Source organism: Flavobacterium sp. FG19, from assembly GCF_057809475.1.
Window position 1 is genome coordinate 1 of sequence record NZ_JBMDKA010000018.1, and the last position, 18,611, is coordinate 18,611.

Consider the following 18,611-nt stretch of genomic DNA (forward strand, 5'->3'; position numbering starts at 1 on the left):
AATGAGGTATTAAAACCCCATTATTTTTTACTTACACAGTTAGTGAGACACTACCGATAAAGGTGCTGAACGCACCCTTTATCATTTTTTATTTTTCGGTTTTTGCGTCCGATATCTAACTTAAATTTGTATTAAATCGGATTTATCAATAATATTATGGTACAATAAATCATCATATACATTATCCCACTCAATGAGCTTATAATAGGCTTTCATTGCTAATTCGAATCTTACTGGAGCAACAAAGGATCTATAATACAAGTTAGACTCTTCTTCTTTTTTAGCTTTTCTTAATTTGTTACCTGCAAAGTCCTCTATGAAAACAGGTTCAGTTCCTAATTTATAAAAAGGTAATTTTATACTAGATATATTTGAAACATTATTATCAATTACAATCCAGTGTTTATGATAAAACTTTGCATCGAATGTATTGCCGAAAAACAAAATATTATCCGCTAAAATTTCTTCTGTACTTGGTCTAGACTTATATAAGCCTTCGTAAAAAATAATAGTATAAGCATCCTTTTGATGAGTACTTACAATTTGACCGTAGCATAATCTATTTTCGTTAAAATTTACTTCAAAAACATCGCCTTTTTTTAATTTCATTTTTTGTTATTTTTTTATTACATTCTTCTTATTTGATGCTCCTCCTTTAGGATTTGCTTTATTAGTTGGCCCACCTAATCTATCTAGAGCCTGTTGCTCTTTTCTATCCAAACTTGTTGGAAATTTACCATTTGTGCTACCGCGATCAATAATTGAAAATTCAAAATCGGCCTCTGGATGTGCTCTAGCATGTTCAGCTTGTCTAGAAAGATATCGTGCTTCATTTTTTACCTGCCCTACATAAGGTTTAAGACCTAAAGTTCTATCTGTTCTTAAATAAACAATACCTTCTGGACTAGGAATACTTGCCAGCATAGAAGCCATCGCCAATAATTGCTGAGGATCTGACCATTGAGTCAAAGCTTCACTGTAAGCCATTGCTAATGCATTAGCATAACTCGGATTTTGAATATAATTGATTGCCTTTTGTCTAGACCATTGCCTTGTGAATCCTCCTAAAAGATTATTCATTTCATTGACAGTCTTAAATCCGAGAATTTTAGCCTTCATGTTCTCGTTCCAATCAACCCTGTCTGACATAGACGATGGAGTTACGTTTACAAGGTCTTTGAAATCTTTTAGTTGGGAATCTGGAACAACAATTACATCATCACTTCCATCATTTGTATCTAATAGTACGTTTCCTCTTCTATCTGTATATTTAGTCGCAATTCCATTAACGTCAGATTTTTCACCAACTAAACCTTTAGGATCAACATAGATGATAGGATTATTATGAACGTACTGATAAGGAGTTTCATCATCTGCTACCTCAGCATATGGATCTACATTAAACCATCTACCTAGAGCAGGGTCATAATTTCTAAATCCATAATCGTAAACCCCAAGCCCCAGCTCGTCTTGGAGCTCCTTGCCGTTGTACTTATACTTATTCTCAACACCTGTCTTAATAGTATTATATCCTTCCTGTTTTAACCCAAACGGATAAAAATTGCTTTCTTCTTTTATGGCAAGAGTTTTATCATAGCTTAAACGAACATTCCCCAGGTGGTCTTTGTACTGGTAAATGTATTTGTAAGAACTTGCGTCAGGTTCCACATAACCCTCGGCTGTTGGGAAAAATTTCAAGACAGCATTGTCATACTGAAATCCTGCAATATAATCTGTTGTTACAGCTGGTTTACTGGTTTCGTTTACAATTTTCTGTACTTTCTGCCCGGCAGCATTGTAAAGGTAGCTAATATTGCCTGTTGAGGCAAAAGTTATTTTAGAAGGCAGGTTTAAATGGTTATAGGTAATAGCGGTGATGCTTTTATTGTTATCAGAAATCATATTCCCGTTAGCATCATAGGTATAATCGTTAACGGTATTGGCCGCACTGTCTACAAAACCTCCGGCTTTATAGGTTGTAGCATTATCCACTACTTTTACCAGCTGGTTGCTGTAGGTATTCAGATATGTATAAGCCAGATTATCAATTTGATTGGCTGCTGTTTCACTGCCCCCGTTTCTAAGCAGGCTTATGATATTTCCGTTTTTATCATAAGTCAGGGTTTCATTGTAAGAATTGGTTACGGCTGTTCCTTTTTTATAAACAGCCGTTTTTAAACGGTTTAAATTGTCATACTGATAACCATAAGCCCTTATCACACCATTATCTGAGTTTGTAGCCCAGTGGGTCTCCGAGATATTCCCGTTATACAGTGCTTTTCCTCCCGTCACAGTCGGGGTGTTGTTATACTGCAGTTTAAAAGCAAATAAATCTTTTGGATCTCCTGTTTTAGCCAGGGCATTAATATCGTTTATGGCTGTAAGCCAGCCGCGGATATTATAGGTGTAATTTACATTTTGTGCCGGAGCTGCTGCTGTATTCCCTACCTTTTTAGAAATGAGCTGTCCCAGTTCGTCATAAGTATTACTGGCCATCAGTTCTGCCGTGCCTCCATTAATCTGGTGGGTATGGGTCAGTAAACGGTCCTGCGATGAGTAAGTAAAAGTATCTTTGGTCATAAGCTCGGCAGCTGTACTTACTCTTTTATGTCTTGTTATGCTGTAGAGTGTTTTACCCGAAAAGTCCAGTTTGGTATCGGTATAAGTATAACCGCCTAAATGGTTTAGGGTATAGATCCTGACGGGTCTTGCTTTAGTATCATAAAAAGTAGCTGTAGTTTCCCCAAGTGCGGCTGTACTCAGGGTAGGCACCCTTGTCCAGGAAGCTGACGGAAGCCCTTTTATCTGCGTCGCTGTTTTTACAGTCTGTGCTTCTACAGCAGTGGGTACTGTAATGGCAGGTGTACTGGGAAAGGTATAATTGTCGTAATAAGTAACAGTCAAAAGTTTAAAGGCCGTCGGTGCCACAGCATTGGTATAATAGGCGGCAATACCGTCTATGGTTCCGCTGGTCTGTTTGCTTTCGTTAATTACAGAGGCAGTGTTCTGGGCGGTCTGCAGGGTAATCCTTCCTGCCGCTGTTGCGGCAGTTCCTGTTGACCAGCCTGTAAGAACCGGGCGGTTAAAAACATCATATTTGGTTATGATCCATCCCACGGAAGTCAGGTCAGAGAAAGGGGAATTGGCAGGCCCCGCAGCCACAACTCTGTCTAGTTTATCATACACCATAAATTCCCATTGTTTTCCAGGCAGCTTTTTTTCGACCAGACGATTGCGGCTGTCGTATTTGTACTGGTAGCACAAATCATTTAGTACAGCAGCTGTAATACTGCCGTCCGCTTTTGGCGGTACTACATAGGTAAGGTTTCCGTAAATATCATAAACATAATAGGTGTCGTGTTTTACTGCAGCATCGTAAGTTCTTTTTAAGACAACCTGTCCTTCTTTGTTTTTAAATTCAACGGTTGATCCTGCTGATTCTACAGGTACAGCAGCCGTATTTTCGTCATAAGTGATGGTTTTATAAAGCTGTCCGGCTGCATAGTAGCCGCTGTTTACAAAAGCGATATTATACAGTCCGGAAGCAGCACTCCATGTGGTGGTGGCAGTAAAGAGTTTTACTTCATTGGCTGTATTGGTCTGATAGTCTATTTTTATTTCATGTCCCGAGCCTGACTTCCAGTCATTACCCGGAGCTGCTTGTTTCAGGACACGGTTCAGCGGAGAAGCTTCGAGTTCTTTGCGGCTGAAAGGGGTTGTCGTGGCTTCCAGTGCCGGGTTTCCGTTAACGGTGCTGTTTGGGCTGCCGTAATAGGACAGGACTTTGGTTTTGGCGGCAGCATCAAACCCCATAGTAGTGGTTTCGGCTTTAAAAGGCAGGTATTCTTCGACCTGTCTTCCAAAACCGTCATATTCAATATGGGTAATAATGTCTTTTCCGGATTTGGACTGCTGCCAGTCAATTTTCTGGATGGGTCTTCCCAGTCCGTCAAAATAAGTCACGGTCTGGGCGGCCTGAGAGATTGTAGGGGCTGTTATCTTAACAGTAGTCGGGGTTTTATAGGTAATCGTTTTAATGTAATTTTCGGTCTGGGTCTGGCTGTTTACCATAACAGGAAACAAGACCAGAAGGAATTGGATTAGTTTTTTCATGGCGGTTATTTTTTATGGCTTGTAATTGTATTGGTTTTCGGAAAGGATCTTTCCTTCGCTGTCTTTTACAAATTCGAGTCTTCCAAAAGAGTCATAGGTATAAGTTATTTTATCTCCTTTAGGATCGGTAATGGTGCTTACCCCAACCAATGGGATATAGGTATAGGTGGTTACCATGGCATTAGGCAGTGCGGTTCTTAAATTGTTTAAAGCGGTGAGCAAACTGGCTTCGGTTCCGGTATTGGAAATATTCTGGAGGCTGGCGACATACGAAACAACTTCGCTGTAAGCCGCATTTTCGATCTTGGCAATAGGCTGGGTTTTGTTGTAGCCCCAGATTATGGAAACTGGAAGTCCGTTTTCAAGAGAATACTCCAGAACATTTCCATTTCCGAGTGTAATTCCGCCGACTACATCAGTATCATATAATGTAAAGTTTAGTTTTCGGTTTTCATTGTTAAAAGGGAAGGTTTCAACCAGCCCTTTAGAAGAATGAATCTCTCTTGGCAGAAGCAGATTACCAGTCAAAGTATTCTGTTCATATTTAGTTAATGACTCTGATGTTTGTACATTATTGATAAAAGTTTCGGTTTTGATTGGTTTGTCAATTTTGTTTAGGTTTATTAATCCCTGCATTTCGGTTGTTTGTCCTGTAGAAACTAAATCATGAGGATAACTTAACTGGGTTTTTAATGTTTCATTTTTACTGTTTACAGTTTCTGTTTTGGTTAGTTGATAATGAAGCGGGTTTTCGTAGCTGTAAGTAGTTACTTTCTGATTTGTTGGATTCTCATTATTATCATAATCTGTCTCAATAGTACTCATTATTACTTTTTTGCCTTGCGAGGTTCTTCCCATTGCATAATAAAACTGGCCTGAGTAATAATCGCTGCTTTGATTGTAAGGTACAGCAAATGAAAGAGGATAGCTTCCGGGATTTTGTTGTGATGGGAAATTGTTAAATACCACATTGTAAGGAAGAGTTGATTGCTTTAATACAGTGTATTGATTCACAACACTTTTGATTATTTTGAATGTGTTTGGTTCAGTGCCATTTTTATAAGTGTTAGTTCTAAGTAAAGAACCTTGGTTCCATAGGTCATTTTTATAAAAAGCAAACGTATTTAAAAGATTTAGAGTAGCACCTATATTAAAAGAAAGCATAGTATTAAAAGCGGGATTTTTAAATATAGTTGGTAAGTTTACGCCTGAAAAATCAAAAAGGCGTGTTACAGGTATATTTTCGTAATAGTATTCTGTTTTACCATTTTTCTGTGTATCATTGTTTGAATCTATTTCAGTGACCTTCCCATAAGTTATTGCTGGAGAACCTCCCATATTATTGTCAAAGACTGAAGAAGTTGAGAAAATTGGTACAGCATCACTTTGTCTGTTGTCCTCAAATACACCTCTTACATAACTTCCGTTACCTTGTTCAACGAGTACATTTTCATTTTCATATTTGTAAAGTTTTGTAAAAACAGGGTTAGAATTTTTTCCATCATAATTTTTAATAGATGCTATACGTAAGCCGCCTACTAATTTGGCTACTAGAGATGTTTCGGATCCTGCTCTTTCCTGCCAAGATGCGCTAATATTGGTTATTGGACATCCATAAGCTGTTACTTGACCAGAACGGTATTCATATGCACTTAGTGTATGCGTGGACGTTCCAAAGTCTGCAGCAAATGTAACGGTTTGCCCAGGAAATTTTCCGCCCGAATATAAAGGCCTGTTATAGGTTGTACCATCATATACAACTCTTGTCGTTCCTCCAGATTCTTGAGTTGCTTCCGTGAAAGTATATGATATTGTTCCACTTCCAGAAATATAAGTTGGTCCAGGAGTAAATGTGATAGTTTTAGAAGAAGGACCACCTTGTATAGTGCAATTTAATCCCCATGCAGCTGCAGTCTCTGATCTATAATTTATAATTGGAGTTGTTACATTTTGAAAATATCTGTTAGACTCATATTCAAAAATAGAATAGCCGCCTTCCGGATATGTAATTTTTTTTAAAATTCCGGATTTCATTAAAGTTTCATCAGCAGATCTATTTCCATTTCCAACTGTACATGTTGCATTTGAGTTACCACCATTTGATAAACGTGATACTGGTGTTGGGGGTGATAAACTCCCCATATTTCCATTTATATATCCCCAAAAATCTTTTCGTGTAGTACCTCTTTCAGGTAACGGAGTGGCATCGTATTCAAAAGTATGTTTTACATTAAGGATATTGTTCGTAATGTGGTTTAGTTTTAATGATTTGTTTCTGCTGTTTTTATTTCTTACATTATTATAGCTATTTTCTTGCCCAGATTCAGGGTTGGTTATATTTCCTCCAGATCTATAATAGTAACTGTAATTAAAGCTATATTCCTGAATTAAAGTTTTTACAGCATTTCTTAAACTGTATACACTTATTTTATCTAATTTAAAATCATCGGCCAGGTCCTCTCGGTTTTGTGTTGAAGAAAACTCTATAATTCCATTATTAAAATTTATAGAGGTTAAATATTGTTTGTTTGAGCTGTTAATTCCTGATCTCCCAGGGTAGATTGATTTTAGAGTGACTAAACATTGAGAGGTGACACTGCTTCCTAATTGTTCTCCAATAATTATATCATAATCATTTACATTATCTAAAGACTTATATTTAAAATAGATAATATCATAAGGGCTTTTGCTGTTTGCTGGAATAATTTCGGTTAAATGCCAAGTAGAAATATAATTTTTGGGAATGCCAGTAAGACTATTATGAGCCATTTCATAAGCATTATACCCATTTATATCACTTCCAAATCTATAAATAGTTCCATCATCTTTTGTTATTTCGATTGAGGGAGTATTTGTTAATAGTTTATTATTAACCGAAGAGGTTTTTACAATTGTATTTTGAAGATCTCTAAAAACTGCTTTGTTATCTACAAAATAAAATGTTCCAGATAGCCCGGGCGCATTTACTATAAATTCATCATAGGCTGTATCTACATTTTCACTGCGAAACGAGTCATATAAAATGCGATAATTAGCATCTGTAAAGGCAAGGTTTGTAAGATCTGGCACTACACCAACATCTGGTATTCCTTTTACATTTCTCACAATTGCTCCGCCTGCATTTAAATTCCAGCCTAGACCAACCCAAGAGGCCAAATCGTTTAATTGTATTCCTGAAGTATTGTAACTAACATCTATGGGGACAGTTAAATCTTTAGTTTTAATGGTATAAAGTGGAATACTAATGTTGATTTTCCCCGTTGAATAGTCTACTGGAAATAAACCCTGCTTAGCAAATGAAGCAGCGTTTGGACTAACAGGAAAATAATTTGGTACATCTTTAGTAACCTGAGAAAAAATTGCGGTTGGTAAAAACGATGCAATCAGCAGTATTCGTTTCAAAAAAGTAAACTTAGACATAATTAAAAAAGGCTTGTTATAAATAATTAACTTTTGTAAGAAAATACAAGTATAAATTAATTTTTTGTTAAAATTACAATTACATGAAAATAAATATTAATAATAAAAAGCTTATTTTTTTATGATGTACTTTTTTATCTGGATATTTTGACTAAATTTTAAGCCTGTTTTTGTTAGAATTAATCGTGCAGTTAATTCTCTTCATAAAGTTTTAATGGAGAGAAAAAAAATGGGGAATATTTATCTAATATTGAAAAAAAGAAAATATTTATTCTGAAAAAACTACAAATGAGTTTTTCAGAATAAATAAAAAAAGTCAAAGGCTTAGAGATTATCTCGATAACCAACGCAAAGATTTCGTGCTATTTGGTCGTTTTTTTCTAAATTTAGAATAATTAATTTAGAGTAGAGAAAAAAGAATTTTTAAAATATAAAAAACAGCCGGAAGAATAAATCTTCCGGCCAAAACAAAATAAATATATATTCAGCCTTTTTTTATTTCAATCCGTTAACCGAAACATTTACGGTTCCGTTTATTTTTATAAAGGCAATAATAGCCTGATTGGTAAGCTGTATTTTGTCGAACTGGATATCTTCCATTTTTCCGTTTACAAAAACACCGGGCATAGGAGAGTAGTTTTTAAGATAAGCAGCCATATTTTTTTTGCCTTCGTCTAAATTGGCCTGTATAGAATAACGGCAGCTTTCTTCCATTTTTCTTAAAACATATCCTTGTGCCAGCCAGTTGGCAGTTCGCATTAATTTGCTTTTAGTATCCAGTACATAATCCAGTTTGTCAAAATAAATTTCTTTCGTCTGCGGGTTGTATTGCGGGAACCCATTTAAGTAAAGTGTTCCGTTTATAGATCCTAATACATCCAGGGCAATAACCATTTTGCCGTTTTTATGCCAGATCGAAACATTTTTAACAGTGACTTTTTTGCTTCCGGAACCAAATTCCTGACCTGCAAAATTCTTTGTCATAATTTTGGATGCCTCCACATAACTTGAAATAGCAGCTATATTGGCCGAGATTTGATTCGGGATTTTGGTTACCGGTTTTAAAACAATTTTATTGGCATTAAACTTCGATTCCGGCTGCTTGCCCACGATAGTTTCCATATTACACTTCATTCCCATTTCCATTAAAAAAGAATCATTTTTAAGTTTGGCATTGGTGGAGTAAATTTCGACAGGAACAATTCTCAGCCAGCTTTCATAAGTGTCGCTCATTTGAAACGGAGTACATATTTTCTCCAGAGCAGATAAAACATTCGGTTTAAAATCCATGGATTTTTCTATGGCTTCGTCGATCTTGTGTTCCAGTTTCGATTTAAAAATAGAAATGGCCGGATTAATCAGATACGTAATCGGCATGTTTTTTCCAAAAACGGTCATCGTAGGGCTTTCGCTCCAGTCCAGAGATTTGAATTCGGTTTTAGTGCTTAATTTCCAGTTCGTCAGAGCTACATCGCTGGATAAGGTTATGACACCGTTTAAGTTAAATTCACGTGTATCGTAAAGTTCAACGCCTAATTTTTTTGTTCCTATTCGGTATTTGATATTGGCTTTTAAAGGCAGGATGGTTTTAATTTTTTTATCCGGGCTGTTAGGATCGTTTAGAATTTTAATAGGAGCCTGTTTCCATATTTTCATTTCTATATCGTCATCCTCAATATTGTTGTCTTCGTAAATTACTCCGTTTAAAAGAGCATTAGTCTGATTTTCAATATCGTTGAGTTTAACGGTAATAGGCAGATTAATAAAAGACGGACTGGCATCATAAACCAGCGGACTGGCATCATCCGGCTCCGGTTTTAAAGTTTCTAATTTTTGAGAAGTCGAACAGCCTGCCAGCGTGACAATTGCCGTAAATAAAGAGATTGTAGAGGAAAATTTCATAATTGATGATTTTCTTAAGTGAAGCAAAATTAAGAAAACAATTAAATTATCTTAAAAAACTGTAACATTTGATAATCATTACCGTCTTATTTAAATAGTGTAGTAAAATTATTAACGTTTTATTATCATAAATTACTTATAAAAAATATTATTATTGTTTAAAAAATTTAACAATACCATGATCGAAATCAAAGATTTACACAAATCCTATAAAATGGGAAATTCACAGTTGCATGTGTTGAAAGGGATCAATTTTAATATTGCAGAAGGAGAATTAGTAGCGATTATGGGATCATCGGGATCAGGAAAATCAACTCTTCTGAATATTCTGGGCATTCTTGATGAAGCCGATTCCGGCAGTTATATTTTAGACAAAACACCCATTAAAAAATTAAATGAAACCCTGGCTTCCAAATACAGAAATAAATTTTTAGGGTTTGTTTTCCAGTCATTTAACTTAATAAATTACAAATCGGCATTAGATAACGTTGCCATGCCTTTATACTATCAGGGTGTAAAAAGAAAAGAACGTTATGAAATTGCGATGAAATACCTTGAAAAAGTGGGATTGGGCTCTCACTCACACCATTTGCCAAACGAACTTTCGGGTGGACAAAAACAACGTGTTGCCATAGCAAGGGCATTGGCTTCGAACCCAAAAGTTTTGCTGGCCGATGAACCTACCGGAGCTTTAGATACAAAAACTTCTTATGAAGTTATGGAACTTATACAAGGAATTAACGATGAAGGTAAAACTATTCTAATCGTTACACACGAACCCGATATTGCCGCCATGTGCAAAAGAAATGTGGTCCTGAAAGACGGATTAATTATCGATGATAAAATAGTAGAACAAGTTAGAGCTTCCTCTTATGTTTAATATCGAGCGCTGGCAGGAAATATTTGAAGCCATTTCAAAGAACCGACTCCGAACATTCCTTACCGGAATTTCAGTAGCCTCCGGAATTTTTATTCTGGTAATTCTGCTTGGAGCCGGAAAAGGACTTCAAAATGGGATTGAAAAGCAGTTTGAACGTGATGCAGCCGGAATTATTGAGGTTTGGTCGGGTACAACAACAAAAGAGTATAAAGGTCTGAATCCGGGAAGACAGGTTCAGTTTAGAAATAGTGATTATAATCAATCCATTCAGAAGTTTGATGATAAACTGGAATTAAAAGCTTCGACATATAATTTTTGGGGAGCCCAATTTGCTTATGGAAAAGAATCCGGTAATTATCAGTACAGAGGAGTAGAACCCGATTATGGCGGAATAGAGAACCTTACTATAGTTCAGGGACGATATGTAAATCGTAAAGATTTAGAGAACAACGAAAAAGTCGCGACAATTGGAATGAAAATAAAAACAGATTTATTTAAAGACAAAGAAGCACTTGGAGAAGAAATTCTAATCAATAATATCAATTTTAAAGTAATCGGAATTTTTACAGATCCGGGAGGAGAAAGAGAGGAAGCCAGAGCCTATCTGCCTTTGACTACGGTACAAAGAACATTTGGCGGCGGAGATAAAATCAGCAATTTGTTTTTTACTTTAAAGAAAACAAACAATTATGATGAAGCTTTGGCACAGTCCGAAAAATTTACACAGGATTTAAAAGATCTGCTAAAAAGTAAAAATATGGTAGCTCCCGAAGATGACAGTGGTGTTGGAGTGTATAATTCGGTAAAAGATGCCAAACAGTTTTACGATTTAAATCTATATATCCGTTTATTTTTCTGGTGGGTAGGAATTTTTACCATTATAGCCGGAGTAGTGGGAGTAAGTAATATAATGCTGATTATAGTAAAAGAAAGAACAAAAGAAATAGGAATCAGAAAGGCGCTGGGAGCTTCTCCTTTTTCTATTATTTCAATGATCCTGCATGAATCAATATTTATTACCACAATCTCGGGATTTACAGGTTTACTGGCTAGTTTATTATTGCTGGAGTTTGTTGGTCCTATGGTACAGAGTGAGTATTTCAGAAACCCTGAAGTAGATTTCAGTGTAGCTTTGACAACACTTTTTCTGCTTGTGTTTGCAGGTGCTGTTGCTGGTTTTTTCCCCGCTTACAGAGCTGCTAAAATTAAACCTATTGTAGCACTTAGAGATGAATAATTATGTTTAGTAAAGATAATTGGGACGAAATTTTACAGGCTTTAACGGCTAATCCTTTCAGGACCATTCTGACTGCTTTTGGTGTTTTCTGGGGGATTTTTATTTTAGTAATTCTGCTGGCTGCCGGAAATGGTCTCGAAAATGGTATTAAAAAAGGATTTGACGGAATTGCGACCAATACAATGTTTATGTGGAGTCAGACGACTTCAAAAGCGTATAAAGGACTTCCTAAAACACGACGTTATGATTTTAGAAACAGTGATGTCACAGCCTTAAAAGCAGCCTTACCAGATTTATTATACGTTTCACCCAGAAATCAACTTGGTGATTTTAATGGAACAAATAACGTAGTAAGAGGAACAAAAACTTCTGCTTTTACCATTTATGGAGATTATCCTGAGCTTATTAAGCAGCAGCCTATGGATATCATAAAAGGAAGGTTTGTGAATCAGAAGGATATTCAGGATAAAAGAAAAGTAGCCATAATTGGAAAAGGAGTAATAAGCGAGCTTTACGGAAAAGAAGAAGAAGCTGTTGGAACCTATATAAAAATTAACGGTATAAACTTTATGGTGGTCGGAGTTTATAAATCCAAACAGCAGGGGGGTAATGCCGAACAGGAACAAAAGAACATTTTTATCCCGTTTACCACCTTTCAGCAGGCTTTTAATTACGGAGATAAAGTAGGATGGATGGCTCTTACGGCTAAAGATGAAACCTCAATAACGGAATTGAAACCTAAGATTTTGGAAATCATAAAAGCACTTCATTCTGTACATCCTGCAGACGACAGAGCGGTAGGAAATTTTGACTTGTATGAGCAGTTTAATAAAGTACAGAGTCTGTTTAATATACTAAAAATTATAGCCTATTTCGTTGGTACATTAGTGTTGATCTCCGGTGTAATAGGAATCTCCAATATTATGCTGATTGTGGTGAAAGAACGTACCAAAGAAATAGGGATAAGAAGAGCCTTGGGGGCTACTCCCGGAGCAGTAAGAGGACAAATTTTATCCGAGTCTATTTTTCTTACTATTATTTCGGGAATGCTTGGAATTGCATTTGCTACCAGTATTATAGCATTATTAAATATGGCTCTGGATGCTATGCCGCCGGGTAATGATACTATGTTTGCTAATCCCAGCGTAGATTTAGGAGTTGTATTCGTGGCTTTACTGATATTAGTAGGATCAGGTCTGCTGGCAGGATTTATTCCGGCGCAGACCGCTATCAATGTTAAGCCGGTAGATGCCTTAAGGGCAGAATAAAATGATCAATCAAAAAAGAATAATCGATTAAACCAAAAACAAATGAAAAAAGGAGTAACCGTAACTATTTTAATTTTAATTGTTGTCGTCTTTTTTGGCGCACTTTATTATTTGTACGCAAAAAATCAGGAATCGCCAGTTATTTTTAAAACAGAAAAAACAGAGACTAAAACCATTGTGAAAAACACTATTGCTACCGGTAATATTCAGCCTGATGAAGAAGTCTTAATCAAACCAAACATTTCAGGTATTATTGAGCAGGTTTATATCAAAGCGGGAGAAAAAATTAAAGCGGGAGACATGATTGCCAAAATTAGAGTGGTAGCCAATGTATCGAATGTAAGCAGTACACAAAATCAGGTGCAGACCGCCAAAATCGCTTTGGACAATCAGGAGAGAATTTTTCAGAGACAAAAAACACTTTTTGATAAAGATGTTATTTCTGCCAATGATTTTGATGCAGCTCAGGTGGCTTACAAACAGGCGAAACAAACTTATCTGGCTGCTTTGCAGAGTCTGGATATTGTTAAAACAGGAACGACAACTTCATTGGGGAACTATGCCAATACTTTAATTCGTTCAACAGTAAACGGAATGGTTTTAGACGTTCCGGTAAAAGTAGGAAACCAGGTAATTGAAAGTAACAACTTTAATGAAGGAACTACAATCGCCAGTGTCGCCGATGTGGGAAGAATGATTTTTGTTGGAAAAATAGATGAATCTGAGGTTGGAAAAATCAAAGAAAAAATGCCAATTGAAATTACAGTCGGCGCTATTGAAAACAAAAAATTCGATGCGGTTTTAACTTATATAGCTCCAAAAGGTGTTACAGAAAACGGAGCGATTCAGTTTGAAATCAAAGCTTCGTTACAAAACAGAGACGAAACTTTTATCAGAGCAGGTTTAAGCGCAAACGCTTCTATTATTCTTGAAAAAGCAGAAAAAGTTATGGCTATTAAAGAATCCTTGGTGCAGTTTGATAAGAAAACACAAAAACCATACGTTGAAGTTGAAACAGCTCCGCAAAAATTCCAAAGAAAGGATTTGGTTCTGGGAGTCAGCGACGGAATTTATGTTCAGGTTAAAAGCGGAATTAAAAGCACCGATAAAATTAAAATCTGGAATCAGGGCTTAATTGACGAAAAAGAGAAAAAATAATTAAAATTGTAGGAAGTTTTTTGGTTTTAAAAATGTTAAATTTGCGTAAATTGGTTTACTGCGCTTTTATTCACTATATATGAAAATAAATAAATATAACAGTCTTGTTTTTGCCATGTTATTTGGCTTTGGATTAACAGGTCAGGCACAAACAAAACAATGGACACTGGAAGAATGTGTCAGATATGCATTAGAAAATAATATCACAATTAAACTCACAGAGCTGGATTTACAAACAGCTGCAATTGATAAAAAAGGCGCTATTGGCAATTATCTTCCATCAGTGAATGCAAATGCATCACATTCATGGAATATTGGTCTGAACCAAAATATTACAACAGGTTTACTTGAGAATCAGACTACTCAATATTCTTCTGTTGGCGCTTCTGTTGGAGTTGATATTTATAAAGGGCTTCAAAACCAAAATACCCTTCGAAGAGCCAATCTTTCTATCATAGCATCCAAATACCAGTTGTTAAAAATGCAGGAAGATATTTCTCTCAACGTTGCCAGTGCTTTTTTACAAATCTTATCAAATAAAGAAGATTTAAAGGTTAAAAAAGAACAGTTAACTATAGATGAAAAACGACTGGCCCGTTCTGAAGAAATGGTAAATGCCGGGACAATTCCTAGAGGGGATCTGTTTGACCTAAAAGCAACAGTAGCTACGGACAAACAAAACATTACGGTTTCTGAGAATAATTTATTGATTTCTAAATTAAGTCTGGCGCAGCTTTTACAATTGAAAGAATTTGCTGATTTTGATGTAATTGACAATACGAATCTCCAGGATGAGAATAATATTATGGCACAAAGTCCGGTTGATATTTACAATAAGGCAAAGGAAACCAGAACAGAACTTAAATTAGCACAGACTAATCTTGAAATAGCAGAGAAAAATGTAGCCATAGCAAGAGGCGCTTATCAGCCTACTTTAAGTGCTTTTTATAACTTTAATACAAGAGCAAGTTATTCTGACATCATTACCGGATCAACTTTGAATACGGCAAATCCAACTTCTCAAATTGGATTTGTAGAAGGAACCAATCAGGCTGTTTTACAGAATAATTATTCACCCGTTTTAGGGAATTCTGCACCTATTTTAGATCAGTTTAATGATAATAAAGGGCAATCTTTTGGTTTACAGCTCTCGGTGCCTATATTTAACGGTTTTTCTACACGAAACAATGTTGAAAGAAACAAAGTAAGTTTAGAGAAATCTAAAATAGATTTAGAGCAAAAAAGTTTAGATTTGCAGCGTAACGTTTATACGGCATTTACAGATGCAAAAGGAGCTTTAAATACCTATGAATCGGCTACTGTTACTTTAGAAGCAAGACAGCAGGCTTATAATTATGCCAAAGAAAAGTATGATGTTGGTTTAATGAATTCATTTGATTTTACACAGGCACAAACTTTACTGACCAATGCACAGTCAGACGTTATCAGAACGAAATACGATTATATGTTTAAAATCAAAATACTTGAATTTTATTTCGGAATTCCAATTGTTCCAATTATTACAAAATAATTCATTATGTCAAAAAAAACAGTTTACTCCTTAGCTGGTGCAGCCGTAGTACTTATCGTAGTTTTAATTGTGCTTTCCAAAAAAGGAGTAATAGGAAATAAAGAAGAAGGAAAAGAAGTTGAAACGTCAAAAGTAATCGCTTCGACTATTGTTGAAACCGTTTCGGCAACCGGAAAAATTCAGCCCGAAATAGAAGTCAAACTTTCATCCATGGTTTCGGGTGAGATTATTGCGTTAAATGTAAAAGAAGGACAAGTGGTTAAGAAAGGGGATTTATTAGTAAAAATAAACCCGGATCTTTATACTTCTGGTCTGGAAAGATCTGTGGCGAACCTGTCAGGGACCAAAGCAGGTTTAATACAGTCCGAAGCCAGTTTTAAAGAAGCAAAAGCCAATTATGAGCGTAACAAAACGCTGTATGATAAAGGAGTAATCTCAAAATCAGACTGGGATAAAGCGGTTTCGACTTATGAAGTAGCCAAAGCAACAAAAGAAAACGCTTATTACAATGTACAAAGTGCTTCGGCCTCTGTTACAGAAGCCAGGGATAATTTAGGACGTACTACCATTTATGCTCCGGCAGACGGAACCATTTCTGTATTAAATGTAGAATTGGGAGAACGTGTTCTGGGAACGCAGCAAATGGCAGGAACAGAGCTTTTAAGAGTTGCGAATCTTAATAACATGGAAGTTGAAGTTGATGTTAATGAAAATGATATTGTAAAAGTTAAGATTGGCGATGAAGCTAACGTAGAAGTAGATGCTTATCTAAAAAAGAAGTTTAAAGGAATCGTAACCAGCATTTCCAATTCGGCCAGTACGACATTAACGTCAGATCAGGTTACGAATTTTAAAGTTAAAGTTCGTATATTAAAAGAATCTTATCAGGATTTGCTTGAAGGAAAACCAAGTGCATATTCGCCTTTCAGACCAGGAATGACTGCTACAGTTGATATTATTACCACAACCAAAAATAATGTACTTGCAGTTCCTATTAGTGCTGTTGTGGTAAAATCAGATACTACAGCGGTAAAAGATTTTAAGGTTGATGATCCAAATGAGAAAAAAGCAGCTCCTAAAAGCGATAAAAAATTTGAATGCGTTTTTGTAAAAGTGGGTGATAAGGCAAAAATCAGAATCATTAAAACCGGTATTCAGGATGATACCAATATCGAAGTAATGTCAGGATTAAAATCAGGAGATGTTGTAATCACCGGACCTTACACTACGGTTTCAAAAGAATTAAATTCGGGAGATAAAGTAAAAGTAAAAACAGCAGATATTTCTAAAAAATAATCAGCTTATGATTTCATTGTGCGGAAGCCCTCCGGCAGGTTTTTTCGCGGCATTTGGTGCCGGGTTAATTATGGCCGCAGTTTTTCTTTTTATAAGTCATTATAAAGTTTATAACAGTAAATATTATAAAGAAGAATATGTTCATTTTTCAGCTTCAAAAAGAGTTGTCTTATACATTAGTTTTTTAATGGTTAATTTATGTATTCTGCCATTATTGCTTTTATTATGCGTTTTTCTTTTTTCCTGATAAAATATACACTAATTTTTAAACACAACTATTTTGCCTTTTATTCTTAATATCGAAACCGCCACAAAGAATTGTTCTGTATCTGTTGCAAAAGACGGAGAAACTATACTCTGCCGTGAACTTGCTGAAGAGGGATATTCTCATGCTGAAAAGCTTCATGTATTTATTGAAGAAGTTATCGCTGAAAGCGGAGTTTCAGTTCAGGATTTAAATGCCGTTGCCGTAAGTCAGGGGCCTGGTTCTTATACAGGTTTGCGAATTGGGGTTTCGGCTGCCAAAGGATTGTGTTATGCCTTAAATATTCCATTAATAGCCGTTGATACACTTCAGACTCTGGCCTCAAAAGCAGTAATTAGCGAAGGAAAGATTATTCCAATGCTTGATGCCAGAAGGATGGAAGTTTACAGTGCTGTTTTTAATGCTGAAGCTGAAATAGAAAGAGCGATTCAGGCCGAAATTATTAACGGGGATTCTTTTTCGGAATATACCGAAACACTTTATTTTGTAGGGGATTGTGCTGATAAATGCAAAACGGTTCTGACCAGAGATAATTTTGTGTTTTTAGAAGACATTAAATACCCTTCGGCGAATGAGATGAGTAAAATCAGTTATGATAAATACCAAAAAAGCGACACTGTTGATGTCGCTTATTTTGAGCCTTATTATTTAAAGGATTTTATGATGACCCTGCCTAAAAAGCAATAAGTCAGTTTTATTTTTGAAGTGTAAACGGCTGAACCGAAATTCCGGCTTCATCTAAAGCTGTTTTACAATTTTCCAGTGTTTCAGAAAAAACAGCTCCGTAATTGGCGTTTTTTGCCCACGGACGTACTGCAAAATCTACAGAACTGGCAGACAGGTTTTTTACGAAAACTTCCGGTGCCGGCTGCTTCAGAACTTTTGGGTTTTTGTTTAAAACATCCAGTAAAATATCCTTTGCTTTTTTAATGTCAGAATCATAAGAAACAGAAAAAGTCAGATCGGCTCTTCTTTCTCCCTGCATCGAATAGTTGATGATCGTTCCGTTTGATAACGCTCCGTTTGGAACAAAAACCGTCTGATTGTTTCCTGTAAGCATCTTGGTTACAAAAATCTGGATTTCCAAAACCGTGGCAATAACGCCCTGAGCCTCGATCGTGTCACCAACCTTAAAAGGTTTGAAAACAATAATCAGCATTCCTCCTGCAAAATTAGAAAGAGATCCCTGCAGAGATAAACCTACTGCAAGTCCCATTGCTCCCAGAATGGCTACGAACGAAGAAGTTTCGATTCCCAGATTTGAAATAAAAGTTACAAACAATAAAATTCGTAAAGCCCATAGTAAAATATCAGCAAGAAATTTAGTTAATGTAGGATCCAGATTTCTCTTCTCCATTATTTTTCTGATAATTCTGTTTATAAATTTTATGGCATATAAACCAACAAATAAAACCAGAAATGCAGAGATTAATTTTGGCGAATAATCAATTAAAAGATTGATGAATTTCGCTGCGTAATTACTTAATTGTTCAGGATTGATGTACATTATTTTAAATAAAAAAACCTTCCCAATAGAGAAG

12 protein-coding genes are annotated in these 18,611 nt (G+C 35.9%); 7 read left to right on the forward strand and 5 right to left on the reverse strand.

Features of this window, described 5'->3' with window-relative positions; all coding sequences use genetic code 11:
* Positions 1-120: 120 nt before the first annotated feature.
* The 4 genes from ACODST_RS17360 to ACODST_RS17375 form a co-directional block, all read right to left on the reverse strand.
* Positions 121-609: an Imm26 family immunity protein gene (locus tag ACODST_RS17360; RefSeq protein ID WP_488933365.1), complete on the reverse strand. Its 489-nt coding sequence runs from the start codon at positions 607-609 to the stop codon at positions 121-123.
* A 6-nt stretch (positions 610-615) separates the two neighbouring features.
* Positions 616-4,113 (reverse strand): DUF6443 domain-containing protein, encoded by a 3,498-nt coding sequence (locus ACODST_RS17365; protein ID WP_488933366.1) that lies wholly within the window; start codon positions 4,111-4,113, stop codon positions 616-618.
* Positions 4,114-4,125: 12 nt separating this feature from the next.
* Positions 4,126-7,515: an RHS repeat domain-containing protein gene (locus tag ACODST_RS17370; protein WP_488933367.1), complete on the reverse strand. Its 3,390-nt coding sequence runs from the start codon at positions 7,513-7,515 to the stop codon at positions 4,126-4,128.
* Positions 7,516-8,028: 513 nt separating this feature from the next.
* On the reverse strand, positions 8,029-9,435 hold the full coding sequence (locus tag ACODST_RS17375) for a DUF4403 family protein (protein WP_488933368.1): 1,407 nt from the start codon (positions 9,433-9,435) through the stop codon (positions 8,029-8,031).
* A 178-nt stretch (positions 9,436-9,613) separates the two neighbouring features.
* Between ACODST_RS17375 and ACODST_RS17380 the strand changes: the two genes are divergently transcribed.
* The 7 genes from ACODST_RS17380 (at position 9,614) to tsaB (ending at position 17,757) form a co-directional block, all read left to right on the forward strand.
* Complete coding sequence (locus ACODST_RS17380) at positions 9,614-10,315, forward strand: ABC transporter ATP-binding protein (RefSeq protein WP_488933369.1); 702 nt, start codon at positions 9,614-9,616, stop codon at positions 10,313-10,315.
* Positions 10,308-11,552: an ABC transporter permease gene (locus tag ACODST_RS17385; protein ID WP_488933370.1), complete on the forward strand. Its 1,245-nt coding sequence runs from the start codon at positions 10,308-10,310 to the stop codon at positions 11,550-11,552. Before ACODST_RS17380 ends, ACODST_RS17385 begins: the two co-directional genes overlap by 8 nt.
* Before the next feature lie 2 nt (positions 11,553-11,554).
* Positions 11,555-12,820, forward strand: a complete 1,266-nt coding sequence (locus ACODST_RS17390; RefSeq protein ID WP_488933371.1) for an ABC transporter permease — start codon at positions 11,555-11,557, stop codon at positions 12,818-12,820.
* 42 nt (positions 12,821-12,862) lie between these two features.
* Positions 12,863-13,978 carry an efflux RND transporter periplasmic adaptor subunit gene (locus tag ACODST_RS17395; RefSeq protein WP_488933372.1) on the forward strand — a complete coding sequence of 372 codons (1,116 nt, stop codon included), beginning with the start codon at positions 12,863-12,865 and terminating at the stop codon, positions 13,976-13,978.
* A 79-nt stretch (positions 13,979-14,057) separates the two neighbouring features.
* Complete coding sequence (locus tag ACODST_RS17400) at positions 14,058-15,509, forward strand: TolC family protein (protein WP_488933373.1); 1,452 nt, start codon at positions 14,058-14,060, stop codon at positions 15,507-15,509.
* 6 nt (positions 15,510-15,515) lie between these two features.
* Positions 15,516-16,805: an efflux RND transporter periplasmic adaptor subunit gene (locus ACODST_RS17405; protein WP_488933374.1), complete on the forward strand. Its 1,290-nt coding sequence runs from the start codon at positions 15,516-15,518 to the stop codon at positions 16,803-16,805.
* Positions 16,806-17,085: 280 nt separating this feature from the next.
* The gene (gene tsaB / locus ACODST_RS17410) at positions 17,086-17,757 is read left to right on the forward strand and encodes a tRNA (adenosine(37)-N6)-threonylcarbamoyltransferase complex dimerization subunit type 1 TsaB (protein WP_488933375.1); all 672 of its coding nucleotides are present in this window, start codon (positions 17,086-17,088) and stop codon (positions 17,755-17,757) included.
* A 7-nt stretch (positions 17,758-17,764) separates the two neighbouring features.
* On the opposite strand, the gene ACODST_RS17415 is transcribed toward tsaB, so the two are convergent.
* Complete coding sequence (locus tag ACODST_RS17415) at positions 17,765-18,577, reverse strand: mechanosensitive ion channel family protein (protein ID WP_488933376.1); 813 nt, start codon at positions 18,575-18,577, stop codon at positions 17,765-17,767.
* Positions 18,578-18,611: the final 34 nt, after the last annotated feature.

What these genes read in the sequence shown, in the direction of transcription:
- ACODST_RS17360 (WP_488933365.1), bottom strand. Translation starts at nt 609, where the DNA reads ATGAAATTAAAAAAAGGCGATGTTTTTGAAGTAAATTTTAACGAAAAT.
- ACODST_RS17365 (WP_488933366.1), bottom strand. Translation starts at nt 4,113, where the DNA reads ATGAAAAAACTAATCCAATTCCTTCTGGTCTTGTTTCCTGTTATGGTA.
- ACODST_RS17375 (WP_488933368.1), bottom strand. Translation starts at nt 9,435, where the DNA reads ATGAAATTTTCCTCTACAATCTCTTTATTTACGGCAATTGTCACGCTG.
- ACODST_RS17380 (WP_488933369.1), top strand. Translation starts at nt 9,614, where the DNA reads ATGATCGAAATCAAAGATTTACACAAATCCTATAAAATGGGAAATTCA.
- ACODST_RS17385 (WP_488933370.1), top strand. Translation starts at nt 10,308, where the DNA reads ATGTTTAATATCGAGCGCTGGCAGGAAATATTTGAAGCCATTTCAAAG.
- ACODST_RS17390 (WP_488933371.1), top strand. Translation starts at nt 11,555, where the DNA reads ATGTTTAGTAAAGATAATTGGGACGAAATTTTACAGGCTTTAACGGCT.
- ACODST_RS17395 (WP_488933372.1), top strand. Translation starts at nt 12,863, where the DNA reads ATGAAAAAAGGAGTAACCGTAACTATTTTAATTTTAATTGTTGTCGTC.
- ACODST_RS17400 (WP_488933373.1), top strand. Translation starts at nt 14,058, where the DNA reads ATGAAAATAAATAAATATAACAGTCTTGTTTTTGCCATGTTATTTGGC.
- ACODST_RS17405 (WP_488933374.1), top strand. Translation starts at nt 15,516, where the DNA reads ATGTCAAAAAAAACAGTTTACTCCTTAGCTGGTGCAGCCGTAGTACTT.
- ACODST_RS17415 (WP_488933376.1), bottom strand. Translation starts at nt 18,577, where the DNA reads ATGTACATCAATCCTGAACAATTAAGTAATTACGCAGCGAAATTCATC.